Annotated in this window: 10 protein-coding genes and 1 rRNA gene; 8 read left to right on the top strand and 3 right to left on the bottom strand. The window is 61.7% G+C overall.

The genetic code is table 11. The annotated features are described in order from the left end of the window. The first annotated feature begins 179 nt into the window (after positions 1–179). Positions 180–292, top strand: a 5S ribosomal RNA gene (rrf, locus tag E8M83_RS25825). Between the two features lie 267 nt (positions 293–559). Here rrf and E8M83_RS25820 read toward each other — a convergent pair. Together E8M83_RS25820 and E8M83_RS25815 are read right to left on the bottom strand one after the other, a co-directional pair. Beyond that, entirely contained in the window at positions 560–808 is a 249-nt protein-coding gene (locus tag E8M83_RS25820; protein WP_137176218.1) for a helix-turn-helix transcriptional regulator, read from the bottom strand. Continuing rightward, on the bottom strand, positions 808–1380 hold the full coding sequence (locus tag E8M83_RS25815; protein ID WP_137176217.1) for a DUF2975 domain-containing protein: 573 nt from the start codon (positions 1378–1380) through the stop codon (positions 808–810). Before E8M83_RS25815 ends, E8M83_RS25820 begins: the two co-directional genes overlap by 1 nt. A 315-nt stretch (positions 1381–1695) precedes the next feature. Here E8M83_RS25815 and E8M83_RS26030 point away from each other — a divergent pair, with 315 nt between their 5' ends. From E8M83_RS26030 to E8M83_RS25785, 7 genes are all read left to right on the top strand, one after another. Next, the gene (locus E8M83_RS26030; protein WP_170976928.1) at positions 1696–1842 is read left to right on the top strand and encodes a hypothetical protein; all 147 of its coding nucleotides are present in this window, start codon (positions 1696–1698) and stop codon (positions 1840–1842) included. 80 nt (positions 1843–1922) lie between these two features. Then, positions 1923–3191 carry a hypothetical protein gene (locus E8M83_RS25810; RefSeq protein ID WP_137176216.1) on the top strand — a complete coding sequence of 423 codons (1269 nt, stop codon included), beginning with the start codon at positions 1923–1925 and terminating at the stop codon, positions 3189–3191. Between the two features lie 10 nt (positions 3192–3201). After that, entirely contained in the window at positions 3202–4161 is a 960-nt protein-coding gene (locus tag E8M83_RS25805; RefSeq protein WP_137176215.1) for a hypothetical protein, read from the top strand. A gap of 21 nt (positions 4162–4182) precedes the next feature. Beyond that, positions 4183–5286, top strand: coding sequence for a lysophospholipid acyltransferase family protein (locus E8M83_RS25800; protein WP_137176214.1), 1104 nt, complete (start codon positions 4183–4185; stop codon positions 5284–5286). Positions 5287–5345: 59 nt separating this feature from the next. Next, the gene (locus E8M83_RS25795) at positions 5346–5711 is read left to right on the top strand and encodes a hypothetical protein (protein WP_137176213.1); all 366 of its coding nucleotides are present in this window, start codon (positions 5346–5348) and stop codon (positions 5709–5711) included. Between the two features lie 158 nt (positions 5712–5869). Next, positions 5870–7348 carry a DUF2868 domain-containing protein gene (locus E8M83_RS25790; RefSeq protein WP_137176212.1) on the top strand — a complete coding sequence of 493 codons (1479 nt, stop codon included), beginning with the start codon at positions 5870–5872 and terminating at the stop codon, positions 7346–7348. Further along, the gene (locus E8M83_RS25785) at positions 7345–8892 is read left to right on the top strand and encodes a DUF3482 domain-containing protein (protein ID WP_137176211.1); all 1548 of its coding nucleotides are present in this window, start codon (positions 7345–7347) and stop codon (positions 8890–8892) included. The genes E8M83_RS25790 and E8M83_RS25785 overlap by 4 nt, the downstream gene beginning before the upstream one ends. Here the strand turns inward: E8M83_RS25785 and E8M83_RS25780 are convergent. Continuing rightward, positions 8867–10987: a TonB-dependent receptor gene (locus tag E8M83_RS25780; RefSeq protein ID WP_137176210.1), complete on the bottom strand. Its 2121-nt coding sequence runs from the start codon at positions 10985–10987 to the stop codon at positions 8867–8869. The genes E8M83_RS25785 and E8M83_RS25780 overlap by 26 nt on opposite strands. Between the last annotated feature and the right edge of the window lie 552 nt (positions 10988–11539).

The raw sequence follows: 11539 nt of genomic DNA, 5'->3' as shown, positions 1-11539 counted from the left end.
CAGTACTAATTGCCCGTAAGGCTTGTCCCTATAACCTTGGTAGTCCGAGGTTGACGAGTACAACTGCTTGAATACAAGCTACCACCCAAACAATACTTCTTCCAGATTCAGAGCTTCGCCCGACGCAGGGTTGGCAGCTTCGCTGCCGACGCGTCCAACGAACGCTCGTACAAGTCATGCCTGATGACCATAGCAAGTCGGTCCCACCCCTTCCCATCCCGAACAGGACCGTGAAACGACTTTGCGCCGATGATAGTGCTGCAACCAGTGTGAAAGTAGGTTATCGTCAGGCTAGTTATATAGAAAAACCCCCACCTGCACTACACGCGATCTTGAGCGCGTGTAGGCTGGTGGGGGTTTTTTGCTTTCTGCGATCAACAACAATCCCACCGTCTTCCATTGTTTCCTCGCCAGGATTGTTGTCGACTCAGACCATCAGGTGCAGCGTCAGAACCCTGCTGAGGTAGCAGACGCGATCAAGAAGATGATCGCAAATCAGGTGCCAGCCATATAAGGCTTCGAGCTTTCCAGGCTGACGGGTATAGGGCAGGGAGCCGAATCAACTATCGAAGACTTGCTCTACACCGTCCTCGGTCGTGCTCTCACCTTGCCGCCATTCGAGGATGTCGCCAGGCTGGCATGCGAGTCGTTCGCAGATTTTCTCGAGCGTCGAAAAACGGATTCCCCGGACTTTTCCTGATTTCAGCAAGGAAAGATTCTGCTCCGTGATTCCAATATAGCTAGCCAGCTCCTTGGATTTCAACTTGCGTTTGGCCAGCATGACGTCGAGATTGATGATGATCGTCATCAGATGAAGCCCTCATTCTCTTCACTCAAGCGGCGGCCTTCATGCATGACCCCGGCGACCAGGTAGAACAAGCTGCAAACCAGGATCAGCAATAATTCGCTCGAACTCAAGTCAATCGATACCGGATAGGTTTTGCCATTCCCCAGTAGATTGAAGGCAACCTCACGCATGGGCTTCTCCAGGGCAAACAGCAGGATTGCCAGAAAAATTGCCCCTGCCGATGCACGGAGCCGAGCGATCGTGTCTACCGCAAATATCCGGCCGTTCTGAAAGTGGCGCAAGGTCTGCCCCAACCATATCAAGCCACAGGTAAGCGCCACCAATCCAGGCAGGCCCAACCCGACTCCCGTCACCTTCTGCGCCACGGACAACTCTTGCACGAGCTTCGGCGCCAATCCGGCTGGATCAAGTTGAATGTGCAGAGAACCAAGTTCTAACGGCATTGGAATTGTCCAGGCAAGGAAGAAAAAGATAATTTGAACCAACAGAAATGCCGACAACAGCCAGCGGATGATGTTGCACAGACGAAATAATGGAGTCAGCTTTACCGGATGAGAAACGGCTTTGTTCATGATTCGCGCCCGCCCTTACATTTCTGTCACATCAAGCTTTGTCGATGTGGCAATTGTTATTGTACTGCAGCAAATTACCTTTGTCTTGCTTCATTTTGACGAAATAAAGCTGTGATAAATTTATTGGAGCAGGCTTTTATTACTGTCAAACATTAAGTTATTACTGCTTGACAGTATGTTTATAACAACGTAGACTCGGTTTGTATTTACACAAACTGAATCGGCCTACCAGGGTTGCTAGGCCGGAGTGCCTGTCAGGCCATGTTCACAGCCCAGCTACGCAGGGTCAACTCATCATAGCGATGGAGGCGCAACATGCAAGCTAACGATCTTACCCTTGACGATTTCTCGATCGAAGCCCTGGAGGCCCGGTTTGAAATGGAAGCATTGGTCGAACCGCCTCAAGACGCTAGCTGGAAGTCGACTTGCAGCTATGCGGGCTTGTTCAGCACCTTCGAGTAAAGGCGGCGAGCGCTTGCAGCAAGTCCAAACCGGCATGCAAACGGCTGTGTGCCATCACGGCGAAACTGGCTGGATCCACCATGTCCAATCCCGATACGTCGATTCCTGTACTAAAGATGGGGATCACCATTGTTTCCTATGAGGGTACTGTAGATAGATTGCCGAAGCGCTATCTTCTAACGGTTGGCGATAAGTATTTTCTGATCTCGGTCAAAGCCAGAGCCCTCGTACTTGCGCTACTACACCGTCCAGAAACGCAGCAACAACTTGAGCTCGCGTTCGCAGCCGAAGCAGGCAGCCACATGCCAGCCGAGCGCCTCATCGCGCTCGCGGCACAGACCTTGCCGCCGGTCTTGTTCCGCGACACGCCGATGCCGACTTCGGCAAAACCTTTCCTTATCAGCTGGACCTTGCTCAGCCCCCAGTCCGCTGCGCGCATGGCCGCCCATCTCGGTTGGCTGTTCAGGCCGCAGGTTGTTATTGTCCTCGTCGCCACATTCATGGTGATGCATGCCACCGTCTTGCAAAGCGCAATCCATCTTGTCCATGACGCTTGGACAATCCAGGAAACCGTAGCGCTGGCTCTCTTGTTCCTGTTTAGCGGCCTGGCGCATGAACTTGGCCATATTGCAGCGTGCCGCTATTTTCGCTGCCCGCATGGCGGCATCGGATTCGGCTTGTATTTCATCTTTCCAGTCTGGTATGCGGACGTGACCCACGCCTGGCAACTGCGGCCCCGCCAGCGAGCGGTGGTCGACCTTGGTGGGGTATATTTCCAGTCGATCCTCCTTATCGCGATCGATGCCGTCGCACTGGGAAGCGGCAATCCGCTCGCTCTCAAACTGGTCTGGCTGGTCACTTTCGCCATGTTATTCACGCTCAACCCGGTATTCAAGTTCGACGGCTACTGGCTGCTGTCGGACCTGAGCGGCTTGCACAACCTCCATCAACAGGTGAGCCTGTCGGTCTGCGCGCTGATCGCGCGTGCGATGGGCAAGCAAAGCGCATCCCGACCGCCATTGCAGGCAGCAATCCTGTATGCGTATCTGGTATTGAGCGGGAGCTATTTTTTCTATATCGGCCTATTTCTCGGACACGAGCTCCATTCGCTCGGCGCCGCCATGTCGGTCACGCCCGACGTGTATTGGCCGTCGCTGGAGCCGGACCATCACGCGGGCTGGCGCGACGTGACATTGGTGCTCGGTCATTACCTCGGCATATTGATCTGGCCGCTGATGATCGTGTTCGCCAGCTTTTTTTTCCTGAATCGGCTACGCCAGGGGGTAAATGTGATCGTGACCGGCATTCGCGCGGCGCGCGCACTGCCTGCTGGCGGCACACATGGATAGGGGGACCTTCATGTTTTCGCACATCAGCATGTTAGGGAGACTCGCCGCCTGGCGCAGGCGTCCGCAAGCGCTGGTCGGCAAGCAGCCCGATACCGAGCGGTCGATTCGGCAGGCGGCGGCCGGCATGGCTTATTACCTCGGCTTGAGTGAGGAAGATGCCATCTTGCGTGCCCAGGCGGCGTGCGAGCGGCGCGAGCGTCGCGGTGGACAGCCATTCGGCGACGGACTGGTCGTTCCGCCCGACCAGGCGCAGCGGCTGCTGCAGCGGGCACTCAGGGAGCATGGATCCTGTCTCATGGCATTGCCATTCAGCGGCGCTGCACTCGAACTCCTGCATGAGCTCGCTTTAGACGGCAGCTTGCCATTGATACTGGTGGAAGGTGCGGCCCTCGCCAGGCATTCCATGGATATGGGAGCAGCCATTCAAGATCTGCCTCGCTGCCAGACAAAGGAGGTAATCAAGCACGTCAAGATACAGGTCAAGCAGCCCCAGGCCGTCGTATACGTCAGCTTTCCCGAGCTACACACGTTAACGGCGGGCACCACAGCGAACACCAGTTTCCTGGGCAAGGCATGCCGCTTTTCAGTGCTCGACCCCTTGTTGTGCCGTTATGGCCTGAACACGTTTTTCACGATCGGCTATTTCCCGGCTTCTAACGGCGTCGGACCGGAACTGGTGAGCTGCGAAGCGCCAAAGGTAGGCCCCGAGGAACACACCAGGGCGATAACCACGCTGCTGCGCTGGCTGCTGGGACATTTGCAGGTATCGGCCTCGGTCGCCCCTGACGATACGCTGTCCTGGCACTACCTGTATCGGGCAAGCATGCATTATTACCAGATCGAGCGGCATAATCGGATCGAGCAGCTGGATGCGTATTTCAGCGCCTGGAGAAGTTCGCCTTGCGGCATGCCGGATGAGCTTTGCCGCCTCGCGGCGGCGCGGGTGGCGGCACTTCGCGCTGCGGCGTAAACTGATTGGAGGGATGTGCAAGTGGCTTATTTTCCCGAGCTGGTCGTGCGATGCAGGATCGCCGCCGCACGCGCCCAGTTATTGATGTCGTCCGGCGAGGCTGCCGCCATGCTGGAAAGACGGATCGACCATGCGATTCGCACCGCATTTCCCGACATAAGCGCAGCGGAAAGGGCCGAGTTGTACGTGCGCCACTGGGTATCGATGCGCAAGTTTGCGCTGATCAAGCAGTATCTGACATCACTGCAAGCCGGTGAGCTCAACACCTTCCTTGACCGTCATGTGCGGGTCGAAGGGCGCGAGCATCTCGACGCAGTAATGGAAAGCGAAGCGCCCGTCATTTTCGTCACGCCTCACTACGGCAATTTTGCGGCAGGATGCCTGAAGCTGATCAAGGAGATCGGCCATCGCAAGACGATCAACGCTTTCTATAACCCGCCCTTGAAGAGCCGCGCGTCCCAGGGATTCGAAGACTTGTTCCATCGCCTTGGCTACGGATATAACGCCCTGTTCAATGACGACACCGCAGTGCTGAAAGCGCTGCGCGTGCTCAAGCGGGGAGAGGCGTTGACCATGATGCCCGATGTGTTCGACATCACCGGTCACGTCCTGTACGTGCCGTTCTTTGGCCGGCTGATTCCCGCCATGGCCGGAACCGCGCTGTTCGCGATCAAGGGCCGGGCGAATGTGATTGTCGGCTATAACTGCCCCGGCGCCGGATTAGCTTCGACCCTGAAGCTTGGCGTACCGATCCAGTACAAACGGTCCGGCGATCTGGAGGCCGACCTGGCAACGCTGACCGCCGCCATCTTCGGCGAACTGGAAGCGCAAATCCGGGCGGCTCCCGAGCATTGGATGTATTTGCCGAGGATGGGCGATTTGCTGGCGGACCGCCTTCCGGTGGACGCTACCGCACATGCCGAATGGATGGGCAAACTCGAGCGTGCGACGCGCCAGTTCGCGTCAGTACTGCCAGAATGGCCGGACATCATGGATGAGCTCAAATCGATCCCGCTCGAGACCGGAAACAGCGTCGAGACCCCTGCCGAGCCAGGTATTCGTACCTCGGTGCTTGCTGTAGATGGTCAGGAGAGTCCTACAGCGCGCCGACCGCTTCTCCTATAGAGGGCCTTACCCATGGGGCGCATCATCGAATTTCTTGTTCAGCAAAGCGGAGGATCGCGATGAAGTCGAAACAGAAGGTCAAGGGCGGGGACAACCGTGCACGTGGCAGCGCCAAACCGAAAACATTGATGGTGGCCGAAGGCAGCTTGCAGTCCAGGGCGCCCGGTTACGTCATGCCGGGGGGACTCGACACGCCTTTCCCGAGGGGGAATACCGGATCCATGCAGTCCGAGTCGACCGGACGCGGCCAGCGCGCCGGCGCTGGCTCGCAGGCCGGCGGATGGAGTGCACGCCAGCAAGCGCAGCGCATGCAGGCGCGCGGCGAGCTGGACCGCCTTGGCGAATCGCGGCAATCCGGCAGCCAGCAATGGCAGGGCAGCCCCGACGAGGCTTCATCGAATGCGGGTAACAAGCGCAAAGGCTGACACACCAGGATAATCACTGTCCACGAACACCACGGACCCGGGCCTTTGCCCGGGTTTTTTCTTATCCGTGTCACACGGTGCGTCAGCCCACTGCCAGCCTGGGTGAATCTGGTGCACAATGCCCCCAACAATATTGCCATTTCACCCACGGGAGAAGCATGAACGAACAGGTTGCACGCAACGTCGTGCTGGTGCGCTCGATCGAATACGCCGATGTTGCCCACACGGTCCTGAGCGACGACGATCGCATGTACGCTACCCGCAGCGCGCGCGAGCTCGCCGCCTGGCAGGCGGCCGACAGCCAGATGGCGGTCAACCAGCATCACTTCCTGCAGCAACGTGCAGAACAAATCCTCAAGCGCCTGGGCGAACGTACGCCGGCCTTCGGCGTATTCGCCCGGCGCGCCCCGGGCATAGGCGGCATCTGGGTCGCTTTGCCGTTCCTGGCCTTCGTGCTCGGCGCGGTTCTCGACCGTATCGCCGATCCTCACCGCATCGACTTGCTGTCGGCGCCCTTGCTGGCGATCGTCGCCTGGAACCTGCTCGTCTACCTCGGCCTGCTGGTCTGGGCCATCGTGCCGGCCGCGCGCCGGCGCAAGGGCGGCACGCCGCTGCTGCGCCGCCTGAGTGTCGGCAAGGCGGTCGCGCCGCGCAAGCTGCCGACCGCGCTGGCCGAAGGCGTCGCCCATTACCTGGCCGATTGGGCGGTGCTGAGCGAACCGCTCACGCGCGCGCGGCTGGCCCGCACCTTCCACCTGGCGGCGGCCGGCTTTGCGCTCGGCGCCGTCGCGTCGCTGTATGCGCGCGGCCTGCTCACGCAATACGTCACCGGCTGGGAAAGCACCTTCCTCGATGCACAGCAGGTGCACACGCTGCTGTCATGGCTGTTCACGCCGGCGCTGACCGTGTTCCCCTTCTTGCAGGGTTTTTCGCTGGCCGAGATCGAACAGCTGCGCTTTGGCGGCGCGGCCGGCCTGCCGGTCGGCGATCGCTGGGTCCACCTGTACGGCGCGACCTTGCTGCTCCTGGTGATCCTTCCGCGCCTGGTGCTGGCCCTGGTCGCTGGCCTGCGCGCGCGTCACCTCAAGCGCAACTTCCCGATCGATCTCGACCAGCCTTATTACCGCAAGCTGGCCGACAGCATCGGCGCCGGCACGCCGGCCGTGCTGCGCGTGATCCCTTATAGCTACACGCTGGACGAACCGCGCGACCGCGGCCTGTGGGCGATCGCCGCAGCGGCCCTGAGCGGGCAGGCGAGGGTGCAACTGCTGCCGCCAGTCGGTTATGGCGTCGAGCTAAAGGACGCCTTGCGCGAGACGACCTTGAACGAAGCCGGCATCACGGTGACCACGGTGCTGTTCAGTCTTGCCGCTACGCCCGAGAAGGAAAACCACGGCGCGCTGCTCGACTACCTGGTCAAGCGCGTGCCGCGCGGCGTGGCCGTGCTGCTCGACGAATCGCCGCTGCTCGAGCGCATCGGGGAGCAGGTCGGCAGCGAGCGCGTCGCCGAACGCCATGCCTTGTGGCGCCAGTTCTGCAGCTTCCATGGGGCCTCGGCCCACGTCGTCAACCTGCTCCAGCCCGACAAGCATGCGCTTGAACTGGGCGCGGGCCTGGCCTTGCCGGAGCTGCGATGATCACGCCCGCGAAAATCCAGTTCGCGCTTGTCTCGCACACCAATAACGGCAAGACCACGCTGGCGCGCACCCTGGTCGGGATGGACGTCGGCGAGATCCGCGACGCTGCCCACGTTACCCAGATCTCGGAAGGCTACCCGCTCCTGCACACCGAAGAGGGAGATTCACTGGTGCTGTGGGACACGCCGGGCTTCGGCGATTCGGTGCGCCTGCACAAGCGCCTGGAGATGGCCGGCAATCCGATCGGCTGGTTCCTGCGCGAGGTGTTCGACCGCTACCGCGACCGCCCGTTCTGGCTCAGCCAGCAGGCGCTGCGCGCTGCGCGCGAAGAAGCGGACGTCGTGCTCTACCTGGTCAATTCGTCCGAATCGCCGCAGGATGCCGGTTACCTGCCGTCCGAGATGAAGATCCTCGAGTGGCTCGGCAAGCCGGTGGTCGTGCTGCTCAACCAGGTCGGCCCGCCACGGCCGGCACAGGAGGAGCAGGCCGAGCCCAAGCGCTGGAAGCAGCATTTGGCGCAGTACTCGGTGGTGAAAGAGGTGCTGCCGCTGGACGCCTTCGCCCGCTGCTGGGTGCACGAGCACGTGTTCTATGAATCGATGGCTGGCCTGGTCGACGTCGAGAAACGCCCGGCCTATGCGCGCCTGCTGGCTGCATGGGCTGAGCGCAATCGCGTGCGCTATGCGAGCGCACTGAACATGAGCGCCGAGCAGATCGCGGCCGCCGCACGCGACAGCGAGCCGCTGGGCGCGGAACGCACTGGCATGCTGCGCAGCGCCTTGAAGGCGGTCGGCATCGGCAAGGACGAGCAGCGCCGCCAGGATCTTGCGATGGCAGCGCTGGTGCAGCGCCTGAACGAGGGCATCAACCACGCGACCGCGCGCATGCTGTCGCTGTACCGCATCGATCCGGGTCAGGCGGTGAACGTGAACGCCCGTGTGCGCGAAAACTTCGCGGTGCGCGCGCCGGTGGACAAGGCGCAGGCGGGCCTTCTTGGCGCGGTGGTATCGGGCGCGGCGACTGGCCTGTCGGCCGATGCGATGGTGGGCGGCCTGACCCTGGGCGCCGGTGCGCTGCTGGGCGCGATCGCCGGCGGCATCACGGCGGCCGGCGCGGCCTGGGGTTTCAACCAGGGCACCGACCGCAACCAGGCCAACGTCAAGTTCGCCGATCCCTTCCTGCAAACGCTGCTGGCCAGTGCCATCCTGCGCTACCTGGCAGTGGCGCACTTCGGTCGCGGACGAGGCAATTATGTGGAGAGCGAGGCGCCGCCGTTCTGGCAGGCCGAGGCCGAACAGGCGCTGAGCACCATCCATGTCAATGGCGAGCGCCTGTGGCAGTCGGTGCGTGAGGCGCCGGACCTGGGCGCGGCGACCAGGCTGGTCGAGGCGGTGCTGGTGCCGGCCGTGACGGCGACGTTCGCGCGCCTGTATCCCGACGTCGCGCTGCCGGGCGCTGCGGCGCCGGTGGCGCCGGCAGCGCCGGCAGCGGACAAGGACGCGGCTAATGGAACCCGTACTACCGGAACTGGTACTGCGCGCTGACGCCCAGGATCCAGTTGCGGCCCGGCGCCGCTTCGTAATAGCGGCGGTTGGTGTCGCCCACGATGACGGAACCGACGTAGTCGCGGTCGAACAGGTTGTTCAGGCGCGCGAACTGGCGCAGCTTCCAACCGCCCAGCTGCTGGCTCGCCTGGACCCGGGCATTGACGATCGCATAGCCTGGCGCCGGCGTGGCGGTGTTGCTGTCTTCCGCATACACCTTGCTGTTGGCGATGGTCTCGAGCGCCGCGCCATAGCGGCCGGCCGCTTCCCGCCAGCCGAATTCGCCATAGAAGCTGGACTTCGGCAGGCCGGGCAGGCGGCTGCCCTTCGGCACCGCGCCAAAGGCTTCGTCATAGACGGCGTGCAGCATGCTCAGTGCCAGGCGCGCGTTCCAGCCGGCGCCGAGTTCGGCGTCGACCGACAGTTCGCCGCCCTGGCGCAGCGTCGCGCCGGCATTGCGGTAGCTGGTACGGCCGCCGGACGAAGCGTCGACCACCAGTTCGTCTTTCGTCTTGACCTGGAATACCGCGGCATTCACGCGCACGCCGTTGGCCACCATCGCTTTCACGCCGGCTTCCAGGTGGGTGCCGATCGCCGGCTCGAGCGCGAAGTTGAAGCCGCCGCCGGTGCCCGAATAAAACGATTCGTTCATGGTCGGCGTCTCGAAGCCGCGCGCCGCGCTGGCGTACACATTCAGGGTCGGCGACACCTTGTACAGCACGCCCACCAGCGGTGTCGTGTGGCGGAAGTCGGTGCCGCCGCTGTCGTCGCCGTTGGAGAGGTAGCGGTCCTCGACGTCGAAATCGACGCGGCTGTGGCGCACGCCGCCGCTCAGCACCCAGCGATCGCGTTCCCACTCGACCTGCACGTAAGGATCGACGCTGGTCACCTCGTTCTGCTCGTCGCGCCGCAGATTTCCCTTGACGCCGAAGGTGTCGCCAACGAAGTTCTCGAAGCCCTGGCGCGCATCCTTCGAGCGCGCCAGTTCGAGGCCGGCCGTGGCGCGCATCGTGCCGCCGGCGACCTGGCGCACCGCGCGCCAGTTGGCGTCGACACCGTAGAAGTCGCGGTCGAAGTCGATCACGCCGCCGGAGTGGCTGCTCGGCGCCTGGAAGCCGCGCGAGAACGACTGGTACTGGATCACGCGGCGGTTGCCGCCATAGGCCGTCACCTGCAGGCGGTCGTCGTCGCCGAATCTCTGTTCATAGGTTGCCCCGAACTGCTGGTGGTCGATGCTCTTGCGCGTGTCGTAGCGGTCGGCCAGCGTGCGCTGCGGCGTTTGCGTGTCGGTGGTGTCGATCTCGCCCGCGCGCGGGTCGCGTTGATAGGTGGCCCAGGTCACGCCGAGCGGGTCTTGCGTGTCGTCCTGGCGCAGGCCGCTCGCGGTCAGCACCAGGCGGCTGGTCGACGATGGCTTGACCACCAGCTTGGCATAGGCCTGCTTGCGCGTCGCGGCGCTGTGGTCGCGGTAGCCGTCGGTCTCGAAGCGCGAGGCATCGAGCAGGTAGCCGATGCCGCCGCTGCGGCCGGATGCATTGGTGTCGAACTTGCGCTGGCCGTAGCTGCCGCCGGCGAAGCTTGCTTCTATCGTGGGCTTGTCGGTCGGCGCGCGCGTGAAGAGCTGGACTACGCCGCCGGAGTGGTTGCCATACAAGGCGGAGAAGGGGCCGCGCAGCACTTCGATGCGCTCGGCGAGATCGAGGTTGAAGGTCGCGGCCTGGCCCTGGCCGTCGGGCATGGTGGCCGGGATGCCGTCCGCCACCAGGCGCACGCCACGCACGCCGAAGGCGGAGCGGGTGCCGAAGCCGCGCGACGAGATTTGCAAATCCTGCGCGTAGTTCTCGCGATTGCGCACCACGATGCCCGGCACGGCGACCAGGGCCTCGGAGGCGTTGACGCGCAGCTGGGTGTCGCCGATCTGCGCCGCATCGACCACGTCGATCGCGGCCGGCAGGTCGAAACTCGTGTGTTCGGCGCGGGTGCCGCTGACCACGACCACGTTCATCGGGTCGCGGATGTCCTCGGCCATGGCTGCCAGGGGCCAGCCGGCGCAGACAGCGGCGATCGCCGTGAGGCGCAAGACGGTGTGCTTCATTATTTCTCCATAGGTGCGTAGCAAGCGCGAGAGTTGGTGGGCTTGCCAATCAGCCAATGAATATACCTTGCAAGAGAGAATTACGCGCGCACGGAAACAATCCAGCAAACTGAATGCTGACCGACACGTGGAAGCGCGTTTGAAATCGGGTCTTGCGGAACCCTGTCGAGGTTTGATATAGTTCGCCTCCGCTTCGGCAACGACCGAAAAATGTTAACGTAATCAAGTGGTTACGTTGGCAATTTTGGCAGAGAAATCTGAGACGAAGCGAAATGAGGGGTTGACGAAAAACGAAAAACACCTCATACTCTCTTTCCTCTGCTGCTGACGAACACAACGATTCGAAGCAAGCGACAGATGAAGCAACACCGAATTCTGATCTTTAAAAATTAACAGTCGATAAGTGTGGGCGTTTGATGAAGGTGCCAAGAACCTCGGTTCTTGATTACTTAAAATATCAAATGTTCACAAAAAGTATTAACGTTGTCTCAGTAATGAGATAACGGTCAGTATTTTGAGTGAGCGACCCCGTTAGCAATAGCGGGTGACTCG

Source organism: Massilia sp. HP4, assembly GCF_005222695.1.
Classification (GTDB): Bacteria; Pseudomonadota; Gammaproteobacteria; order Burkholderiales; family Burkholderiaceae_D; genus Telluria.
The sequence above is the reverse complement of the archived record's forward strand: the minus strand, read 5'-3'. Positions and strand labels throughout refer to the sequence as shown.

What these genes read in the sequence shown, in the direction of transcription:
- E8M83_RS25820 (WP_137176218.1), bottom strand. Translation starts at nt 808, where the DNA reads ATGACGATCATCATCAATCTCGACGTCATGCTGGCCAAACGCAAGTTG.
- E8M83_RS25815 (WP_137176217.1), bottom strand. Translation starts at nt 1,380, where the DNA reads ATGAACAAAGCCGTTTCTCATCCGGTAAAGCTGACTCCATTATTTCGT.
- E8M83_RS26030 (WP_170976928.1), top strand. Translation starts at nt 1,696, where the DNA reads ATGCAAGCTAACGATCTTACCCTTGACGATTTCTCGATCGAAGCCCTG.
- E8M83_RS25810 (WP_137176216.1), top strand. Translation starts at nt 1,923, where the DNA reads ATGTCCAATCCCGATACGTCGATTCCTGTACTAAAGATGGGGATCACC.
- E8M83_RS25805 (WP_137176215.1), top strand. Translation starts at nt 3,202, where the DNA reads ATGTTTTCGCACATCAGCATGTTAGGGAGACTCGCCGCCTGGCGCAGG.
- E8M83_RS25795 (WP_137176213.1), top strand. Translation starts at nt 5,346, where the DNA reads ATGAAGTCGAAACAGAAGGTCAAGGGCGGGGACAACCGTGCACGTGGC.
- E8M83_RS25790 (WP_137176212.1), top strand. Translation starts at nt 5,870, where the DNA reads ATGAACGAACAGGTTGCACGCAACGTCGTGCTGGTGCGCTCGATCGAA.
- E8M83_RS25785 (WP_137176211.1), top strand. Translation starts at nt 7,345, where the DNA reads ATGATCACGCCCGCGAAAATCCAGTTCGCGCTTGTCTCGCACACCAAT.
- E8M83_RS25780 (WP_137176210.1), bottom strand. Translation starts at nt 10,987, where the DNA reads ATGAAGCACACCGTCTTGCGCCTCACGGCGATCGCCGCTGTCTGCGCC.